At 47.6% G+C, this 20919-nt stretch carries 15 protein-coding genes; 9 read left to right on the top strand and 6 right to left on the bottom strand.

Translation table 11 applies throughout. From position 1 onward, the window contains the following. Positions 1-8: 8 nt before the first annotated feature. Both VM802_RS30200 and VM802_RS30195 read right to left on the bottom strand, forming a co-directional pair. Entirely contained in the window at positions 9-1685 is a 1677-nt protein-coding gene (locus VM802_RS30200) for a T9SS type B sorting domain-containing protein (RefSeq protein ID WP_325537889.1), read from the bottom strand. 124 nt (positions 1686-1809) lie between these two features. After that, positions 1810-2904, bottom strand: coding sequence for an RluA family pseudouridine synthase (locus tag VM802_RS30195; RefSeq protein ID WP_325537887.1), 1095 nt, complete (start codon positions 2902-2904; stop codon positions 1810-1812). 129 nt (positions 2905-3033) lie between these two features. Here VM802_RS30195 and lipB point away from each other — a divergent pair, with 129 nt between their 5' ends. Then, the gene (lipB, locus tag VM802_RS30190; protein ID WP_325537885.1) at positions 3034-3759 is read left to right on the top strand and encodes a lipoyl(octanoyl) transferase LipB; all 726 of its coding nucleotides are present in this window, start codon (positions 3034-3036) and stop codon (positions 3757-3759) included. On the opposite strand, the gene VM802_RS30185 is transcribed toward lipB, so the two are convergent. From VM802_RS30185 to VM802_RS30175, 3 genes are all read right to left on the bottom strand, one after another. Next, on the bottom strand, positions 3734-4459 hold the full coding sequence (locus VM802_RS30185; RefSeq protein WP_325537883.1) for a hypothetical protein: 726 nt from the start codon (positions 4457-4459) through the stop codon (positions 3734-3736). The two genes, lipB and VM802_RS30185, sit on opposite strands and share 26 nt — an antisense overlap. A gap of 66 nt (positions 4460-4525) precedes the next feature. Then, on the bottom strand, positions 4526-5422 hold the full coding sequence (locus tag VM802_RS30180) for a 1-aminocyclopropane-1-carboxylate deaminase/D-cysteine desulfhydrase (protein WP_325537881.1): 897 nt from the start codon (positions 5420-5422) through the stop codon (positions 4526-4528). A gap of 70 nt (positions 5423-5492) precedes the next feature. Then, positions 5493-6830, bottom strand: a complete 1338-nt coding sequence (locus tag VM802_RS30175) for an alpha-L-fucosidase (RefSeq protein ID WP_325537879.1) — start codon at positions 6828-6830, stop codon at positions 5493-5495. A gap of 132 nt (positions 6831-6962) precedes the next feature. Between VM802_RS30175 and VM802_RS30170 the strand changes: the two genes are divergently transcribed. The 8 genes from VM802_RS30170 (at position 6963) to ilvA (ending at position 17228) form a co-directional block, all read left to right on the top strand. Next, positions 6963-7865 carry a nucleotidyltransferase family protein gene (locus VM802_RS30170; protein ID WP_325537877.1) on the top strand — a complete coding sequence of 301 codons (903 nt, stop codon included), beginning with the start codon at positions 6963-6965 and terminating at the stop codon, positions 7863-7865. Then, the gene (locus tag VM802_RS30165; RefSeq protein WP_325537874.1) at positions 7856-8950 is read left to right on the top strand and encodes a phosphotransferase enzyme family protein; all 1095 of its coding nucleotides are present in this window, start codon (positions 7856-7858) and stop codon (positions 8948-8950) included. The genes VM802_RS30170 and VM802_RS30165 overlap by 10 nt, the downstream gene beginning before the upstream one ends. A 655-nt stretch (positions 8951-9605) precedes the next feature. After that, positions 9606-10508: a branched-chain amino acid transaminase gene (locus VM802_RS30160; protein ID WP_325537872.1), complete on the top strand. Its 903-nt coding sequence runs from the start codon at positions 9606-9608 to the stop codon at positions 10506-10508. Positions 10509-10788: 280 nt separating this feature from the next. Then, a complete protein-coding gene (gene ilvD / locus VM802_RS30155; RefSeq protein WP_325537870.1) occupies positions 10789-12468 on the top strand; it encodes a dihydroxy-acid dehydratase in 1680 nt (559 codons plus the stop codon). Next, the gene (ilvB, locus tag VM802_RS30150; protein WP_325537867.1) at positions 12434-14182 is read left to right on the top strand and encodes a biosynthetic-type acetolactate synthase large subunit; all 1749 of its coding nucleotides are present in this window, start codon (positions 12434-12436) and stop codon (positions 14180-14182) included. Before ilvD ends, ilvB begins: the two co-directional genes overlap by 35 nt. Positions 14183-14279: 97 nt before the next feature. Further along, positions 14280-14816 carry an acetolactate synthase small subunit gene (gene ilvN, locus VM802_RS30145; protein ID WP_325537865.1) on the top strand — a complete coding sequence of 179 codons (537 nt, stop codon included), beginning with the start codon at positions 14280-14282 and terminating at the stop codon, positions 14814-14816. A gap of 44 nt (positions 14817-14860) precedes the next feature. Beyond that, positions 14861-15904: a ketol-acid reductoisomerase gene (ilvC, locus tag VM802_RS30140; RefSeq protein ID WP_325537863.1), complete on the top strand. Its 1044-nt coding sequence runs from the start codon at positions 14861-14863 to the stop codon at positions 15902-15904. A gap of 67 nt (positions 15905-15971) precedes the next feature. After that, complete coding sequence (gene ilvA / locus VM802_RS30135) at positions 15972-17228, top strand: threonine ammonia-lyase IlvA (protein ID WP_325537861.1); 1257 nt, start codon at positions 15972-15974, stop codon at positions 17226-17228. 286 nt (positions 17229-17514) lie between these two features. Here the strand turns inward: ilvA and VM802_RS30130 are convergent, their stop codons facing one another. Next, on the bottom strand, positions 17515-20919 hold the full coding sequence (locus tag VM802_RS30130) for a zinc-dependent metalloprotease (RefSeq protein ID WP_325537858.1): 3405 nt from the start codon (positions 20917-20919) through the stop codon (positions 17515-17517).

The following is a 20919-nucleotide window of genomic DNA, read 5'->3' as shown; positions in this document are numbered from 1 at the left end:
GTTTTAATTTAATTCAGCAGTGTAATGGTGCCTGTTTTGTGCACCGCTATTTTGGTATCTACTTCTTTGTAATCCAATATCCATACATAAGTACCGATGTCGGCAGTATTGCCGTTCACGCGGCCAGTCCAGCCAATCTGTGGATCGGTGGTATAAAATACTCTTTCCCCCCATCTGTTATAAACACTGAGCGTATACTGGTAGATAGGACAGCGGTAGACCGGCCTGAAGTAATCGTTCCGTCCGTCGCCGTTGGGTGTGAAGGCAGTGGGGAAATTCACGGCGCAAGCACAGTCGTGATACTTCACCACGATGGAGTCTGTGGTTTTGCCACATTCATTATAAGCAGAAACTGAGTAGTAGCCGGGCTGCGTAACTGCGTATACGGGAACGCTGGTGCTATCCTGCCATTTGAACGTTCCGCCTCCGATGCCTGCCGGTCTTAGCAGGAGGACTTCATTCCTGCAGAGTAATGTATCAGGTCCGAGCCTTGCCCGCAGCGTATCAACAAAGGATACATGGATGGTGTCAGTGGATTCGCAGCGGCCTATCTGTGCATGCACATAATAGTTGCCAGGTTTAGTAACATAGTAGGTAGCCTGGTCTGATCCGTCCTGCCAGCGGTACTGTCCATTGCCGAAATCGGCGGAGAGGACAAGGAAGTTGCCTTTGCAGATAGTGGTATCATTCCCGAGATTGAGTTTTTTGAGACGATTGAAGTTGATGAAGATGGTATCTATCACATTACAGATATGATTAATCTCCACCATTGCCCATACATTAGCCTGGTAGTTGATGGTCACGGAGGGAGCCGTGGAGCCGGTGCTCCATTTCCAGGCGGTAGCCTCAGGCACACGGGGCGCCAGCGTGATGGATTCGCCCGGACACATCAGTGTATCAGGACCCAATGAAAATGGGTATTGCGGACCGGTAAAAGTAATGGTTACCTCATCATCAATCTCACTGCACCCTTTTGGAAAAATGCGAACACGATACGTGCCGGAAGTGCGTACATCCTGCGTTGGTTCTGTATTTCCGGTGCTCCATTGATAGGTGCAGTTCTGTGCAGTGGCATCGAGCATGATCTGTTCACCGGTACATAAGGTGAGATCAGGGCCCAGATCTATTTTGGGAATGGGTGTGTAGAAAACGTTTACGGAGTCGCGTACCAGGCAACCGTTGATCTTCACTTTGTAGGTAGCAGAGGTATCCACGAGGATGGATGATGCCGTGGAGCTATCCTGCCACAGATAGGTGGCGCCTGGTATATCCGGCGCAAACAGTGTAGTGGTACCGCCCTGGCAGAGTGTAAGGTTATCGGGTCCGATATCCGCCACCACCGGTGTTACAATGGTAATGGGTTGTATGGTGGTGTCTGGAATGCCGTTGCGCCAGCAGATCAGCGTATCGTTGTAAGTCCCTGTGGCTGTGTAAACGTGCCAGGGTCGCCTGTTCACAGACGAATCTCTGGCACCGGAGGCAGGATCGCCGAAATACCATTTTACGGAATCAATACCCGTAGGGTTGGTGATTCTGAAATTTACAGTATCGTTGAGACAAGTGGTAGAAGCCGTAAAAGCGGTGGCACGGTTGCCTGCCTTTACATGCTGGGGTATTACTAAACCCGCCAGCAGCGCTGGCGATATAAATATTAAGATAGTACGGAGCAATTGAAGGAGCCTCATGTGATGACATGGTAATGCCCGCTAATATATGTAAATTAATATTAATAATACTATTAAGTTTTAAGTATGCAGCTGTCAGCCTTCGGTAAATAATGCTAACAGCTGCGTGCTTAAAACTTAACGTTTATTCCCACTTCAGTGGTTTATCGGGCAGTTCGTCTTCCTTAGGCCTTGCGGAGGAGTAGCGGCGCCATTTTTCCAGCACAGTGGTGAAGTCTTCCGGGAGCGTGCTTTCAAAGTAAAGCTGCTTGCGGGTGCGGGGATGTATAAAGCCAAGCTGCTGCGCATGTAATGCATGACGCGGCATGATGGTGAAACAGTTTTCCACAAATTGTTTGTATTTGGCGAAGATGGTGCCTTTCACAATACGGTTGCCACCATAGGTATCGTCATTGAAGAGTGAATGACCGATGTGCTGCATGTGGACACGTATCTGGTGGGTGCGGCCTGTTTCCAGCCTGCATTCCACCATTGTTACGTAATTGAAACGTTCGAGTACGCGGTAGTGGGTAATAGCTTCCTTGCCGTGCTCGCCGTCGGGATAGGCATCCATGATCTTACGGAACCGCTGATGGCGCCCCACATGGGCTACCACAGTGCCTTCCTCTTCTTCAAAATCGCCCCATACCAGCGCTATATACCTGCGATGTACGGTGTGATCAAAGAATTGTTTGGCAAGGTCCGTCATGGCCTTCTCCGATTTGGCCACCACCAGCAGGCCGCTGGTGTTTTTATCGATCCGGTGCACCAGTCCGAAACGTGGGATGGCAGGCTCCGTTGGCTGGGTTTTGTCGCCCAGGTACCAGGAGAGGCCATTCACCAGGGTGCCGGTGTAGTTGCCACATCCAGGATGAACCACCATGCCGGCAGGTTTGTCTACCACCATCACATCCTCATCTTCATACACTATATTCAAGGGAATCTCTTCCGGTATTACTTCAGTGCTTTCCGGGCTTTTACTGGAATATAGGACGATTCTGTCCAACGGTCTTATCTTATAGTTGGACTTTACCGGCTTATCGTTTACCAGTACCATTTCGGTATCCAGCGCATTCTGGATCTTGTTGCGGGTAGCGCCTTCTATACGCGCGGTCAGGAACTTGTCGATGCGCAAAGGCTCCTGGCCCTTGTCTACCACCATGTTGATCTTTTCATACAGTTCTTCACTGCCATCGCCGTTTTCCAGCTCATCTTCCAGTTCCAGCATATCTTCAGCCATCAATATAAGTTTGGGCAAAGGTAAAACAAAAGGAGGCTTCAGGCAAAGGAACGGCAGTAAAGGCGGACAGTATGCGTATAAGCAAACATTGAGTTACCTTTACACCGTTGCTTTGGCAACATTGCGCATATGGAAAAGATCAGGCAAGAGATTATACTGAAAGACCTTGGTATTATTGACTATCAGCAGGCATGGGATTACCAGGAGCAGTTGCTGAAAGCAAATGTACAGCTGAAACAGCAGTTCCCGGAAGAGCATCCCAGACCCACTACCAACTACCTCCTGTTTTGCGAACATCCTCCTGTATATACAATTGGCAAAAGCGGTCATATGGAACACCTGTTGCTTACTGAGCAGCAGCTGGAAGAGCGTGGTATCAGCTTTGTACCCACCAACAGGGGTGGGGATATTACCTTTCATGGTCCGGGCCAGATAGTGGGCTATCCGATACTTGATCTCGAGAATTTTTTTACAGATATAGGTAAATACCTGCGTTGCCTGGAAGAAGTGATCATACGCACGCTGGCGGAATATGGCGTAACCGGAGACCGGTCAGCGGGTGAAACAGGCGTGTGGCTGGACCCGCACGACAAAGGAAGGGCCCGCAAGATTTGCGCCATGGGCGTGCGTTGCAGCCGATGGGTCACTATGCATGGCTTTGCGTTGAATGTGAATACCCATATGGATTACTTCAGTAACATTGTTCCCTGCGGTATTGCAGACAAACAGGTAACCTCCCTCCATAAAGAAGTAGGACATGACGTATCTATAGGAGAAGTGAAAGCAAGGCTGGTAAAGCACTTTGCGGCCGTGTTTGAAGCGGAAACCGTTACTGCCTATAGTTCAGCGGAATAAAGAAACTCCACTTCTCTTTCAGTTTACCTTCTTCAAACAATTCAAAGTTGAACCATCCCGCATGCATGAATATGGCCTTTTCCAGTATGAGGAAGGGGCCTTTGAGGTGCTCTATATCGAAGAGGAAAGTGCCATTGGATTCATAGAACTTCACAGCGTATTTCTTCTGTAGTGCATCCGGCACCTTGATATTTATATTACCGTCTGCTGTAGTATAGATAAAGTTGGAAGGGTGCCAGGCTACTTTTTCAACGTTTTCTTCTTCTTTCCCGCGTAGCGCTTTGGAAGCGTCTTTGATATCTGTGTACTCCAGTTTCTGATCGGCACGGATAGTACTGTCCGGAAGGGCCAGCATCACTTTAGTATACATGAACCTGCCATTCTTAAAGAGTATAAAGAGGCGGTAGTAGTTGTTGCCCGGCAATGGTTTATTGTCGAGGTAGGCATTGCGCGTTTGTGTAGGATAGCTGGCATAGCCAATAGTGTTGAAGTTCAGTACGCTGTCCAGCGAGCGCTGAACACCGATCTCTTTAACTTCTGTAAAACCGGAGATCCAATCCAGTTGTATCTTCCCTGTTTTAATGGATGCACTGAAAGCCGGCAGTACCGGAGGCATATATCCCTGTTCCTGGGCTTTTGATGCTAATGCTGTCAATATAAAAAATCCTATAACAAAAGATATACGAGCTATCTGCTTCATACTAAAAATCCATGATCTCTTAAAGTTGGCAAAAATACACTACGGTTCAAATATAATGAACAGTTTTTACAAGGAGAGAACGCCTGAAGGTAGCGAAAGATTGCCTTGCAACCCGCCTGTATGTATTAACAATACTTTGCTATTGTCCGGAAAGTGGTGCTGCGACAATAATTCATGGAAAGCCATGATAAGTTTGCCTGTATAAATAATATCTGTTGGAATACCGGTTTCTGCATAAAAACTATTGATAAAATCTATCAGCTGCGGAGAGGTTTTAGCATACCCGCCACCGTGGTAGTTGTATAACAGCTGCCAGTGGTCGGTATGACCGGGTTTCACCAGATTCGTCACTTCGGCATCGAGGTATTGTGCGCCCTTCAGTACGGCAATGCCTGTTACCTGCTGATGGGGGAGTGCACTGTTGGCAAGTCCGGCAAGCGTAGTACCGGTGCCGGCGGCACAGAGTATGTGAGTGAACGATTGAGTGGAATGTATGGAGAGAATTTCTTCGCAGCCCTTTGCACCGGCTGCATTGTGCCCGCCTTCCGGAATGATATGGAAACCGGGATACTGTGCTTCCCATTTCGTGCAGGCGTTCCTGTTTCTGTATTCCTCGCGGGAAACGAACACCAGTTGCATGCCATTTGCAGCAGCCATTTGCAGGGTGTGATTGCTGCCTGCATTATTTTCTTCCCCGCGGATAATCCCCGTGCAGGGAATATGAGCTTCCATGCATGCAACAGCAGTGGCTGCAATATGATTGGAGTATGCGCCGCCGTAAGTAAGGATGCCGCGTGCATTTGCTACCTGGGCGGCTTCAATGTTATACTTCAGCTTAAACCATTTGTTACCGGAGATCCCGGGATGCAGTTTGTCCAGGCGTAGTATGGCAGCTTCTATACCGGCAGGCAGCCACTTTGTGGTGAAATGGTCGAGGGTGATATTGTTGTAACTGGTATCCATAAAAATTGCTTTTAGGCATCAGCTTTTAGTATTTAATGACGCTAAATACTAAAAGCTGATACCTTTTTTATCATCCGCCGGTGAGGAATCCTCCCTTACCGCGATACAGCTTAACAGGCTTGTCCAGTTTCACTTTGAGCACGGTCACGTATTTATCCTGCACATTCTCCGGTACATCAATGTATACCAGACCGGGTACGCTGCTCCAGGATATTTTTCCTACTACTTTATGCGTAAGTTTAGTGCCATTGCCTACTACGGTGATGTCTTGTATTTTGTTGTCCAGACCTTTGATCATTACTTGTCCGCTGGTTTTGCCGGGGAGGAAGAGATACAGGGTACTGGAATCTTTAGAGAGCGTGGTGGGGCCATAGAAGTGGCCTTGCGGTATACCGCCCACTGTATTGAAGATCGCTTCACCGTTCTTTTTATTCCAGGCGCCCAGTTCTTTCAGCACATGCACCTGCTCATCAGGGATGGAGCCATCAGCTTTAGGACCTATATCGAGCAGAAGGTTGCCACCATTGCTTACTGCATCCACAAAGATGGTGATGATTTCGTAGGGTGTCTTCCAGTTAGTGTCCTGTGGCTGCCATCCCCAGTTATTGTTAATGGTCATGCACAGTTCCCACCAGTGGTAATGCGGGCGTGTAACGGGGAAGTTTTGTTCTGGTGTATCGTAGTCGCCAAATCCTTGCAGGCGTCCGTTGATGATGGTGTTGGGATTGTGCGTGGTAAGCATGTTACGCATTTTGGCTGCTTCCCATTCTTCAGCAGAATGCTCCCAGTCGCCGTCAAACCACCAGAGGTCAGGGTTGAAGTTGTTCATCACTTCAGCCATCTGACCTTCATAGAATTTCAGGAAGCGCTGCCATCTTGCAGGGTCTTTCCTGGCATCATAGCGGCTGCTGTCTTTCAGGAATCCCGGGTAATCGGGATGGCTCCAGTCTATCAGGGAGAAGTAGGCGCCACATTTGATGCTATTGCGCCTCAATGCAGCGTAGAGTGGGGTGAGTACATCTCTCTTTGCAGGAGTGCTTTTAGCGGTGTTTAGTTTGCTGAAGCGGGTGTCCCACAAAGCCACGCCATCGTGGTGTTTGGTGGTCATTACCGCGTAGCGGGCGCCGGATTCTTTGATGAGGTCTGCCCATTCCTGCGGATTGTAGTTGCTGGCTGTAAAGCCTTTCAGCTGCTGCATGTAGTCGGTGTAGGGGATCTTTCTGTTGTGGAAAGACCAGGACTCGTCAACGCCCTTGACTGAGTAAATGCCCCAGTGGATGAAGATACCGAGTTTGGCATCGGCAAACCACTGCATTTTTTCTTTAATGTCTTCAGGATTGGTTTTCTGTTGCCCTTTCGCGGTGAAAAGCTGCATGACACAAGCTCCCAGCACTAAAAATCTTTTCATCGTTCTGTTTAAATTTATTCTTAAAATATGTGTTGTATGCAAAAGAAAAGTGTGAAAATAGTTTTTAAAAGCTAAATTTAGCGCCGATATTTTCGGGTAAATCATTGAAAAATATAAACTAATAACTAAAAAATGCAACCGACTTTATTGATCTTGGCGGCCGGAATGGCCAGCCGGTATGGAAGTTTAAAGCAAATCCAGGCATTTGGTCCAAGCGGTGAGACTATCATTGACTACTCTATTTATGACGCTATCCGTGCCGGTTTTGGCAAGATAGTGTTTATTATCCGCAAGGAATTTGAAAAAGAGTTCAAGGAGATTTTTGAGCCTAAGCTGAAAGGCCGCGTGGCCACGGATTACGTATACCAGGAAATGGACGCATTCCTTGGTAATCACACTGTGCCTGCGGAAAGAACAAAGCCCTGGGGTACCGCACATGCAATTCTGTGCGCGAAGAATGCCATCAATGAGCCGTTTGCAGTGATTAATGCAGATGATTTCTATGGCGCTGATGCCTTTGTAAAAATGGCTGCTTTCCTGAATGGCGAAGCTAAGGCAGATATCTACAGCGTTGTAGGTTATGAATTAGGTAAAACAGTGAGCGTGCATGGTTCTGTATCCCGTGGCGTGTGCCAGGTGAATGATCAGGGAAACCTTGCTGCTATCAATGAAAGAACTAAGATCTATACAGAAGATGGTCAGATTGTTTATGAAGAAGCTGATGGCAGCAAGCATCCGCTTGCAGCAAACACGCCTGTGTCCATGAACTTCTGGGGATTCCATCCCAGCGTATTTGAACTGAGCCAGCAACTGTTCATTGAGTTCCTGGATAAAAACATCGGTAATCCTAAATCGGAATTCTTCATCCCGATTGTGGCAGATGAGTTTATCAGCCGGAATGTAGGACAGGTAAAGGTGTTACCTACCACAGCACAATGGTTTGGGGTTACTTACAAAGAAGATGCACCGGGCGTGCAGGCCAGCTTGTCGGCTTTGGTTAAAAATGGAGAATATCCCGACAATTTATGGAAATAAAACCCAACAAACTGATCCTTCAGGCTTTCGGACTGGGGCCTGAAGGATTGCAGATCCGCAAATTCGGATCAGGCCACATCAATAACACCTTTTTGCTCGAAAAGAAGCAGGACGGCAGCAAGTATGTTCTACAGAAGATTAATGTAAACGTATTCAGGGAACCAGAGGTTATTGCCGCCAATCAACGTATGGCAGCTGATTATCTCGCAGTACATCATCCCGGCTATCTGTTCATCACGCCGATCCCTACAGTGAACGGGGAAGAGCTTTTTGTGCTGGACAACGAATACTGGCGTATGATTCCATTTATTGCCGATTCCGTGACGGTGGATCAGGCCGACAGCCCAAAGCAGGCATTTGAAGCAGCTAAACAGTTTGGCCGCCTTGCCGGTTACCTTTCGGGCATCGATCTGAAGCCGTTTAGAGCTTCAATTCCGAACTTTCACAATCTTACCCTCCGCTACAGTGCTTTCCAGGAAGCCATCCGTACGGCCAAGGAAGACAGAAAGGCAGCAGCAGAAGCGCTGATTGAGGCCTTCCTCCGATATTCTGATATCGCAGTCACGTATGAACAGTTAAAAACAAATCCTGAATTCAGGGATCATCTCATGCACCATGATACCAAAATCAATAATGTGCTGCTCAACAAAGAGTCATATGAAGGTATCTGCGTGTGTGACCTGGACACACTGATGCCGGGAAAAATCATCTCCGATCTTGGCGATATGGTACGCACTTATGTGTGTCCTGTTTCAGAGGAAGAAAGGGATGTCAAACAGGTCATTGTCCGCGAAGAATACTATGAAGCCCTGATGCAGGGATATCTTGGAGAAATAGGCGGAACACTGACGAAAGTAGAAAAGGAACAACTGTTCTTCGCCGGTAAGTTCATGATCTACATGCAGGGAATACGCTTCCTCACTGATTACCTTAATGGGGATGTTTATTACCCTGTGAAGTATGCGGAACATAACTACGACCGTGCACACAACCAGCTGGTGCTTTTACAGCGCCTCATAGAAAAACAGGAAATATTGCAGCAGATCATCGATAAGTGTCTGCATGTAAGCGAACAGGTTAGATAGTGAACAAATGAAATGAACTCATTTCGTCCCCCACGCCTTTTGGTGTGGGGGATTTTTTTTGCCTGGCCGGGTTCCGGGGTGGTATAGGGGCTAAAAGGAGTGTTCCCTGCCGGAAACTACCGTGCTACAACCGTGATCCACGGAGGAATAGAGGAGTATAGGCGGACTTGATGTGGACTTGATGTGGACTTGATGTGGGGATGTATGCCAGCCGGACGGGGCCGGTACGATTTTTCCAACCAGCCCTGAAGTATATAATTAACAATGTCTTTATAGTATGTTTAGAAAATACGCAGCTATTGAACTGTTTTTTTGAATATTTTCAAAAACGCTTTATGTGATTAATTTTTCACGAAAAATTTGACCGCTTGTTGTTTTTTATTTTTTTCACAAATACATTTGTATCGATAGAAAAAATCAATCGCCTCCATGTGGGTAAATAAAGACAATATAAAACTTAATCACATCGTACCTCAGCTCAACTGGGCTATCACGAAGGTCGTGATTATTGTCGTTGTCATTATTAGCCACCAGTATGGAGGATAGGTACACGTGCATAAAATCACAAAATGATAAACGCCTTCCTCCGCAAAGAGGAAGGCTTTTTTTTTGGGCCGGCGCCCTTCAACCAATAAACAGGATAATTCTAATTTTTATGTATAGCTACTACAACGACAACACCATTCTTTACATTAACGGTGAGTTCCGCAAGGCTACATCCACCACCACAGACCTTTTCGGTCAATCGTTACATTACGGCTATGCCGTGTTTGAGGGCATCCGCGCTTATAAAACAGCGAACGGAGAAGTGAAGATATTCAAGGCAAAAGAACACTTCGACCGCCTGCAGCGCTCTTGTGAGCTCATCCACATACCTTACAAATTCAATAACGAAGAGCTGATAGCCGCTTCTTACAAGGTACTGGAGATGAACAATATGGAAGAAGCATACATAAGGCCGCTGGTATTCTGTCCTCCTAACATGACCCTCAAGGCCGCATCGGAATCGCAGATACTGATATGCGCCTGGGAATGGGGAGCGTACCTCGGAGAGAAGCTGCTGCGCGTAATGACCTCCTCTTTCGAGCGACCAAACCCGAAGGCGTTCAAGATAGAATCCAAGTCGGCCGGTTTATATGTAAACTCGATACTGGCCTCACAGGAAGCAAAAGAGAAAGGTTACGATGAAGCGCTGTTACTGGATATGAATGGTTTTGTAGCAGAAGGCCCTGGCGCTAATATCTTCTTCGAAAAAGACGGCAAGATCTTCACCCCACCTGCCGGCAACATCCTCCCAGGCATCACCCGCGCCACCGTTATAGAACTTTGCAAAGAACTCAATATTCCTCTTGAAGAAAAACTTTTCACCATCGCTGAACTGAAAGAAGCAGAATGTGCTTTCTTCTGCGGTACCGCTGCAGAAGTGATTGGTCTTGAGTCACTCGATGGACAGGCATTCAGTAAGTCATGGCAGTCTTCTCTTGGTAAAGTACTGCAGCAGGCTTATAAGGCAAGGGTACTCGAAAAGTCCTTTCAGCGCGAAGCACAGCTGGCGTAATAGCTATCAGCTTTTAGCCATTAGCTTTTAAACTGTAAATCAAGAAACTGAAAGCTAACGGCTAAAAGCTAAAAACTATTCTATCAGGGTTGGGTCTTGTAAAACGAAAAACTTACAATTCTCTGTAGTAAAGGATTTGAGAGCCATAAGGGCAGATTTGAAGACCGGTTATTTTGGAATTGTTAGTTTGAATTTGACAACACTACCCGGTAATTTGTGCAGACATTTTTAAAATAGGATAACTATCCATAAAAGGTAATCCGGGAAATATCTATCAGCAATGGAATTAAATAAATACAGCAGAACGATCACGCAGGACCCTACGCAACCCGCAGCGCAGGCACAGTTATATGGCATCGGGCTTACGGAGGAAGATTTGAAGAAAGCGCAAGTCGGCATCGTCAGTATGGGCTATGATGGCAACACCTGCAACATGCACCTCAACGATCTCGCTAAAGAAGTGAAAAAGGGCGTATGGGACAACAATCTCGTTGGCCTTATCTTCCACACCATTGGCGTGAGCGACGGTATCAGCAATGGTACGCCGGGTATGCGTTACTCACTGGTAAGCCGTGATCTGATCGCTGATTCCATTGAAACTGTTTGCGGTGCGCAGTACTACGATGCACTCATCACAGTACCCGGATGCGATAAGAATATGCCCGGTTCAATCATGGCGATGGGTCGTCTCAACCGTCCTTCCATCATGGTTTACGGCGGAACTATCGCACCAGGTAAATACAAAGGCCAGGACCTCAATATCATCTCGGCATTTGAAGCACTGGGACAGAAGATGGCAGGCCAGCTGGATGAAGGCGATTTCAAAGGTATCATTCAGAACTCATGTCCGGGTGCAGGTGCGTGTGGCGGTATGTATACTGCCAACACCATGGCTTCTGCTATCGAAGCACTGGGTATGAGCCTTCCGTACAGTTCATCCAACCCTGCCCTGAGCAAGGAAAAGCAGGAAGAATGTCTCGAAGCAGGCAAGTACATCCGCGTGCTCATGGAAAAAGATATTAAGCCCAGGGATATTATGACGAAGGAGGCATTTGAAAATGCACTCACTGTGATTATGGCACTGGGTGGCAGTACCAACGCTGTACTGCATTTCATCGCTATCGCCAAATCAGTAGGCGTATCGCTTACACTGGAAGATTTCCAGCATGCCAGCGATAAAACGCCGCTCATCGGCGATCTGAAGCCGAGCGGCAAATACCTGATGGAAGACCTGCACAATATCGGCGGTATTCCGTTGGTAATGAAATACCTGCTCAAACAGGGACGCCTGCACGGACATTGCATGACCGTAACGGGTAAAACCATCGCCGAAAATCTGGACAGCATACCAGATATTGATTTCGGAGCGCAGGACATCATTACGCCGCTGGAGAAACCATTGAAAGAAACCGGTCATATACAGATACTTTACGGTAACCTCGCTGAGCAAGGCTCAGTAGCGAAAATAACCGGTAAGGAGGGTGAGCGGTTCAAGGGACCAGCCCGCGTATTTGATGGCGAGTTTGAACTGATAGCAGGCATTCAGTCAGGAAGAGTGCAGTCTGGCGATGTAGTAGTAATCCGCCAGGTAGGCCCCAAGGGCGCACCCGGTATGCCGGAAATGCTGAAGCCTACCAGTGCCATCATGGGCGTGGGGCTCGGCAAAAACGTAGCGCTTATCACTGACGGCCGTTTCTCCGGTGGTACACATGGTTTTGTGGTAGGACACATCACACCCGAAGCATTCGAAGGTGGAACAATAGCACTGGTAAAAGACAACGATATTATTGAAATAGATGCAGTGAACAATACGATCAATGTAAACATCAGCGCTGAAGAGCTGGCAGCCCGCAAGGCACAGTGGATACAGCCCGCATTGAAGGTATCCAATGGAATCTTATTTAAGTACGCAAAACTTGTTAAAAATGCAACAGAAGGATGTGTTACCGATGAAGGCTGAGACAGCTGATAAACGGTTGACCGCTAAACCTGTAATCACCGGCGCCGAAGCTCTTATACGCTCACTGATAGCAGAAGGAGTAGATACTATTTTTGGTTACCCCGGTGGCGCTATCATGCCTATCTATGACGCGCTGTATGATTTTCAGGACCAGGTCCATCATATACTTGTAAGGCATGAACAGGGTGCTACGCACGCTGCCCAGGGATATGCCCGCAGTTCAGGCAGGGTAGGAGTGGCTTTTGCTACTTCCGGTCCGGGCGCTACCAACCTGGTCACAGGGCTGGCAGACGCTTATATGGACAGTACCCCCATGGTGTGCATCACCGGCCAGGTAGCTGCTTCATTACTGGGTACAGACGCTTTCCAGGAAACAGATGTAATAGGCATCACCATGCCTATCACCAAATGGAATATTCAGGTTACACGCGCAGAAGATATTCCTGCCGCTGTTGCCAAAGCTTTCTATATCGCCCGCAGCGGCCGCCCCGGCCCTGTGTTGGTAGACATAACCAAGAATGCGCAGTTTGCCGAATGTGAGTATGAATATACACCATGTACCTATATACGCAGTTATCAGCCCGTACCAGAACTGAACCGGGAAGATATTTCCACAGCAGCTGAGCTGATCAACAATGCGCAGAAACCTTTTATTCTCTGTGGTCATGGCGTATTACTGGCAGGTGCTGAGAAAGAACTGATCGCACTGGCAGAGAATGCAGGCATCCCCGTAGCATCCACACTGCTGGGCCTTTCAGCGGTGCCTGTAGATCATCCGCAATACGTGGGCCTGCTGGGTATGCACGGCAACTACGCGCCTAATATCCTCACCGGTGAATGCGACGTGCTCATCGCAGTGGGTATGCGCTTCGATGACCGTGTAACCGGAGATGTAGAAACCTACGCCAAAAATGCAAAGGTGATACATATCGAAATAGATGCAGCCGAGATCAACAAAATCATCAAAGCAGACGTGGGTATACACGCTGATGCCAAAACCGCGCTGCAAGCATTATTGCAGGAAGTGAAGCTGGCAAAGCATGAAGCATGGATGGCTGAATTCAAAGCCGCTCACCAGAAAGAATACGATAAAGTACAACATAAAGAACTGTATCCGGAGGAAGGTGAACTGAAGATGGCCGAAGTTATTCGTCTCATCTCAGAAAAAACAAAGGGAGAAGCTGTACTGGTAACAGATGTTGGTCAGCATCAGATGGTCGCATCCCGCTACTATGGCTTTAAGAATCCTAATACCAACATCACCTCCGGTGGTATGGGAACCATGGGCTTTTCGTTACCGGCAGCCATGGGCGCCAAAATGGGCACGCCTGAAAAAGAAGTAGTGGCCATCATCGGTGATGGTTGCTTCCAGATGACCTTACAGGAACTGGGTACTATTTACCAGTCCAGCATCGGTGTAAAGATTGTCATCCTGAACAATAACTTCCTTGGCATGGTTCGCCAGTGGCAGCAGTTGTTCTTCGACAAACGTTATTCATCCACCGAAATGGTCAATCCTGATTTTGTGCAGATCGCCAAAGGATTTTTTATCCCGGGTAAGAAAGTAACAGCACGTGAAGACATTTCCGCCGCCGTCGATGAGATGCTGGCCCACAAAGGAGCTTACCTCCTGGAAGTGGTAGTGGAAAAGGAAGACAACGTATTTCCAATGGTTCCGGCCGGAGCACCAGTTGCGGCCATCAGACTGGAGTAGTACCACCGGATTTTTCAGCAGCGACAGATAATTTTTTAATCAGAAATAAACCTTCTCCTCACCGCAGTGAAGAGAGGGACCGACCAAGCTTTTTCTTATGCAAAAGGAATATACAGTAACGGTATATACGGAAGACCGTATAGGCATCACGAACCGTATCACTATCATATTTACCCGCAGGGGTATCAATATTACCAGTCTCACAACGGCTGAAACTGAGATCCCTGGCGTGTATAAGTTCATTATAACGGTGATGTCTACACGTGAAAAACTGGATAAGGTGGTTGGCCAGATCGAAAGGCTGATTGAAATACACCGCGCCTTTGTTCATGACGAAGACGAGGTGGTGTACCAGGAGCTGGCCCTGTATAAAATATCTACCAAATCACTGCACACCGGTGACATCGAAAGACTGATCCGCGAGAACCAGGCACGCATCCTGACTATCACCGCCGATTATTTCGTGATCGAGAAAACCGGTCATCAGCAGGAGCTGACAGACTTTATTAAAAAGCTCGAACCATACGGGCTCATAGAATATTCCAAAAGCGGCCGTGTAGCCATTGTGAAATGGAGCCGCCGCTTCCATGATCATCTGAAAGAGCTGTCCAAAACCGAAGCGGGCAGTCTGTAATTCTGTAAACAACTAATCTTTTTAAAAACAAACATTATCAAAACATGGCAACTATCAATTTTGGAGGGGTTCTTGAAGAAGTAGTAACCAGGGAAGAATTCCCTATGGAGAAAGCAAGGGAAGTACTGAAAAATGAAGTGATAGCAGTGATCGGTTACGGCGTGCAAGGCCCCGGTCAGGCTCTGAACCTGAAAGACAACGGCTTCAACGTTATCGTAGGACAGCGTAAAAATTCCAAAACATGGGATAAAGCAGTAGCTGACGGATGGGTTCCTGGTGAAACCTTGTTCGAGATCGAAGAAGCTGCACAGAAAGGTACTATCATTCAGTTCCTCCTGTCTGACGCTGGTCAGATCACCCTCTGGCCTGTGCTGAAACCATACCTGACTCCAGGCAAGGCATTGTATTTTTCTCATGGATTTGGTATTACGTATAAAGATCAGACAGGTATCATTCCTCCTGCTGACGTTGATGTGATCCTCGTTGCGCCTAAAGGTTCCGGTACTTCTCTGCGCCGCCTGTTCCTGGCTGGTCAGGGTCTGAACTCCAGCTACGCTATCTTCCAGGACGCTACCGGCCGTGCAAAAGAGCGCGTAGTAGCACTGGGTATCGGCGTTGGTTCCGGCTACCTGTTTGAAACTGATTTCAGAAAAGAGGTATTCTCCGATCTCACCGGTGAACGCGGTTCCCTCATGGGTTGTATCCAGGGTATCTTCGCTGCACAGTACGAAACGCTGCGCAAGAATGGCCACTCTCCTTCTGAAGCTTTCAACGAAACTGTAGAAGAGCTCACACAATCACTGATGCCGCTGGTAGCAGAGAATGGTATGGACTGGATGTATGCTAACTGCTCTACCACTGCACAGCGCGGTGCGCTTGACTGGTGGAAGAAATTCAAAGAAGCTACCCAGCCTGTATTTGATGAGCTGTACTCCAGTGTAGCTGCAGGTAAGGAAGCTGCCCGCTCTATTGCGTCCAACAGCACTCCTGACTATCGTGAGCGCCTCAACGAAGAACTGAAAGAACTCCGCGAAAGTGAAATGTGGCAGGCTGGTGCAGCTGTTCGTAAGCTGCGCCCTAATGCGTAAATAGATTTATTTATCAGTACTAAAAGCTATCAGCTTTTAGTACTGATATCCAAACAACACGATTTTTATGTCCAATGTAGCAGCAGGAGTGAGTCCCCTGAATATCCTTGATGCAGCGGTAAAGCTGAAGCCGGTGGTGACACGTACGCCACTCACCTATAGCGCCACACTTTCGCGGCGTTATAACTGTGATATATATCTGAAAAGAGAGGATATGCAGATTGTACGCTCCTATAAACTGCGTGGAGCTTACAACCTGATCAGCAGTCTTCCTGCCGACCTGCTGGCCAAAGGCGTTACCTGTGCCAGCGCAGGTAACCATGCGCAGGGTTTCGCTTATGCCTGTAAAGCCATGAACATCAAAGGCGTGGTATTTATGCCTATCATCACACCCAAGCAGAAGGTGAACCAGGTGAACATGTTTGGCGGCGACAATATAGAAATACGCCTCGTTGGCGATACTTTTGACGATTGCTCTGCAGAAGCGCAGGCATTTACCAAAGAAAACGGAATGACCTTTATCCCTCCGTTTGATAACCCAAAGATTATTGAAGGTCAGGGCACTGTGGCAGTGGAGATCTTAGAAGATCAGTCAAAGATAGACTTCTTGTTTGTACCTGTTGGCGGCGGTGGCCTTGCTGCAGGTGTAGGTACTTACTTTAAAACTTACAGCCCCCGTACCCGCGTCATCGGCGTAGAGCCGGAAGGCGCCCCTTCCATGCTGCGAGCACTGGAAAACGGAGGCCCTGTTACCCTCGATGAAATAGAGCGCTTTGTAGATGGTGCTGCTGTGAAAAGAGTGGGTAACCTCAACTACGAAATATGCAGGGAAGTGCTGGATAAAATGCACCTGGTACCAGAAGGTAAGGTGTGTTCCACCATCCTTAAACTATATAATGAAGATGCCATTGTTGTAGAACCTGCCGGAGCGTTGGCTATCACGGCCCTCGATGATTTTGCTGAAGAGATAAAAGGTAAAAAGGTAGTATGCGTCATCAGCGGCAGCAACAACGACATTGACCGGATGCAGGAAATAAAAGAGCGCTCGCTGCTCTACGAAGGATTGAAACACTATTTCATCGTTCGTTTTGCCCAGCGTCCGGGCGCCTTGAAAGAGTTCGTGAATCACATTCTCGGCCCTACAGACGACATCACACGCTTTGAATTTATTCAGAAACATAATAAGGAAACAGGCCCCGCGCTGGTAGGTGTAGAGCTCAAGAACAAAGAAGACTACGATGTGCTGATCGCTAATTTCCGTAAGTATAACTTCCATTTCACCGAACTGAATAAAGACGATAACCTCTTCGGTTACCTTGTTTAGTATAGATGGATCATCATCTTTTGTCAATAGTTGTTTTAAGAATACATATAGCCTGGTCATGTTTTCATGTGCCGGGCTTATTTTTGATTCTGATGATTTTGAATGATGGTGATAAGCGAGGATGAATAAGCGTATAATAGTAATAATGATAAAAGCAAAGAACCCGTTTTGATAACCAAAACGGGTTCTTTATTTGTATTAACCAATCAACATTCATTCTTTACTGCAATCTATCACCATTCTCACCAGTCTTAGTTCTTTAGCTTAATCACATCAATTACACTAATTATTGTTTCGTCAGTTTTATCTGTGTTCTCTTAGTTCCCTGCCATACATCCAGGATATATATTCCGGGAGACAATGAAGAAACGTTATCCAGCTGTAATCTGTTGTTGCCTTTCACGACGGTGTTGCGCTGTTGTTTTACTTTATTCCCGTTGATGTCGTACAGGGTGATCAGTGCTGGATCTGATGATGCGGACTGATAATTTATGTAGATAACATCAGAGAAAGGATTCACTGCTGTGAGTGCAGTATGTACACTTTGTTCATTAACACCGGTGATGGCCTTTGCCATCATGGCGGTTCCATTGACTATCTGGATGGTGTAATCTTCCACTTCACCCTGATAGTTGTCAACGCCGCAGGGCTTCACATTACTGCCATAACCCATTCTCACGCGCATGAGCGTTGCTCCGGTTTTGGCATTGGCAGGTACGGTGATGGTTTGTTTGTAAGGACCAGAGGCACGTTTCACAAACACTTTTTCAGTGGTATCGTTCAGCAGTTTATCTCCATTCCAGTCGATCCATGCTGCTACAGAAATATCAGGCCAGTATTCGATGTTGAGGTTTATTTCCAGCGGGTATGACTGACCTGCGGTAACAGTGGCTTTCTGCGAAGTAAAGTCTTTGTAGCCGTTCCATCCGGAGCTGTTGTCGAGATTGGCGAAGCGCACACGTGTGATGGTGTTGTAGTTGAGCGCGGTGGAGGCGCTGCAATACTGTTGTGCGTTCACAGTTGTATCAACGCCGCCGGGTGGCTGGGTTTTCTGTCCTGTCATAATACAGGCGCCAGGTCTGGTGTTATAAGCGTAGTCCATCAGCGTATAGCTGTCACCGTTAGCAGATACTTTAAACCTGAACCAGCCGTAGAATGTTTCTCCATCTGTGGTGAAGTTGAAGCCGGCAAAACCGGTTTTACCTTTCCAGGCTGTATAGTCAGTGCTATACAGCATATGTTCGTCCGGAAAATCGCCGCCTGCCACGAAGTGGGAGCTGTCACTGATGAAGGTGTTAACCGGTAGGAGGGAGATGTTTTTGGTAGTGCCGTTGCATACCATTGGCTTCCTGTAGGTTTCAAATCTGAGGTTACCTGTACCGTTATTGTCTATCCACAGGCCGTATGAAGCATCCTGAATGTTATCCACGAGGAAGTAATACCAGTTACTGGATGCATTGGCGGTGTAAGTAGTGTCGTTAACATCTACATATTTGATCTGATATGGATCGCGGAAGGCAATGCTGATCTGCTTACTGCTCTCAGCAACGGACACGTTGCCGGTAAAGGCGGCAGGGAGGAAGGTAACGGTGACGATGGTGTTATCTATTGCCGCGTTGTTGGGTGCTATACCGGTCAAGGTAAGCCTTGCGAGGGAGTTATTTACAGCCTGCAGACGTGGTGTCATACCAGCAGGGATGCCATTTATCGTGTAATGGGTATTGTTGATGAACAGTCCGTTGCTGATGGCAAAGGATGCGCCTCGCACAGATACCTCAATTGTATCACGGATGGAGCCATTGTTGGCTTTGTATTCTTTCATTTGTGAAGCAGACCAGGATAGTGAGGCAGGATCACCAGCATTAATTCCGGCATCAGGTGTTTCGTTATAGGCATAGTCTCTTATAGTGAGGGTACTGCCGTCGGCAGATACAGTCATGCGTATCCAGCCGTAGTGGGTTCTTCCGTTGAGCGTGAATTTGATACCGGCATAAGCAGTTTGCCCAACCCATTTCGTATAGGTGGAACTGTAAACATCGTGCTCGTCCGGATAGGCGCCGCCTGCCACGAAGGAAGAAGCACTGGATATAAGCGTTCCGAGAGATAACGGAGAAATATTACGGGTGGTGCCTTCACACACAGCGGCTTTCTGGTAGGTTTCCAGTCGCAGTTTACCATTGTTAAACCAGCCGCCAAATTTGGCGTCGCCCGGGCCTAAATCCAGTGCAGTCCAGGTGCTGGTACTGTTGACGATAATATCAGGAATGTCTCTATAAACGATTCTGTACGGATCTATGAAATTTATGCCCAGCATGGCATACGGCCGGTATATGCTACCAGCACCTCCCTGTATGGCAGGATCAAGGAAGGTGATTCGTACGCTGTCGGTGTTAGCGGCTGCATGCTGTGACGCTTTGCCGGTAAAGGTAAGTGCAGCAGTGGTGTCATTAAGTACTGCAATAGTAACTGTAAGTCCGGCAGGCAATCCCTGTGTGGTGAAATGAGTACCGCTGCTCATAGTACCGCTGCTGACAGCAAAATGGGCGCCACCTGTGGCTCTCAGTGTATCCGTTCCGGGTACACTGCCATCATTGACGTCACTTTCATCAAACCTGCTCGTGGAGAATATAATGCGGCTAACGGGCTGGGGCAGCAACGTCGCTGCCAGGTTGGCTGCAGACCAGAGGTTATTGCGTTGTACCACATTACTGTTGAGCGCTGCCAGCATACGGTCTTTCTGACCTTGCGTGAACATACGCGCGCACTCAGAATAATCCATATAGTTTTCCACATTGGCTACTACACCGCATGAGCTGGCGTTGACATCACAGTTGCCATAATTTGATTTGGTAGGCGGCGTATCATCTACTTCATCGCCTGGTGCATTACATTCATTCTGGAAGGTATGTTGCAGGTTTAGGAAGTGACCTATTTCATGCGAGAGCACGCGTTTCATATAGGGGTATCCATTCTCTGAACAGCCAACGCCGGGGCGGCCCAGGTAGCGCCAGTTGTACACAACGCCATCCAGGTGTTGGCTAGCTGCCCATTCGTCTGGTAGAAAGGTCCATCCAGAGTTGTTGTATACGCCTTTTTTCTCCACTTCACTCACTATCCAGATATTGAGGTATTTTTCACTTGGCCAGTAGGAGACACTTTTTACAGCACGTCCTGCTCCTTCTATATCAGGTTCGCGGCCGGTATAGCTATTGTAATGATAAGTGACACCGGTAGTAGGATTACCTAACGGGTCTATATCTGCAAGCCGGAAGGTGATATGAATATTGGCCATCCTGCCTGCAAACCTCGGATCAATCAATGACCGGTCTGCATTCAGCAGGTTATAATCTTCATTAAGGATGTCGATAGCGGAACGAATTTGTTCCATCGTTACCTTGTACGGATTCGCCGGATCGTTGACGTGAAATACAACGGGGATTGTGTATTGCACATCCAGTGCATCTTGTGACGATTGTTGTTTGGCTTTGGCAATAAATGTTTTGGTGTATGATGCAAGCTTAGCGGCTGTTTTCCGGGATTCAGGATGTTGTTTGTACAGGTCCTCCATAGCTTTGGCTGATGTGCAGTGATCGGGAAGGGGCGCCGAAGGCCGTGGTTGTTGCGCCAGCACTGGCAGGCTGGGAATAAGACATAGGAATAGCCTTATTATCGTTGTAGATAATCGTGACAT

This window comes from Chitinophaga sp. (assembly GCF_035538455.1).
Lineage (GTDB): Bacteria > Bacteroidota > Bacteroidia > Chitinophagales > Chitinophagaceae > Chitinophaga.
Note: the sequence above shows the minus strand (reverse complement) of the source record. Positions and strands in the feature narration are given on the sequence as shown.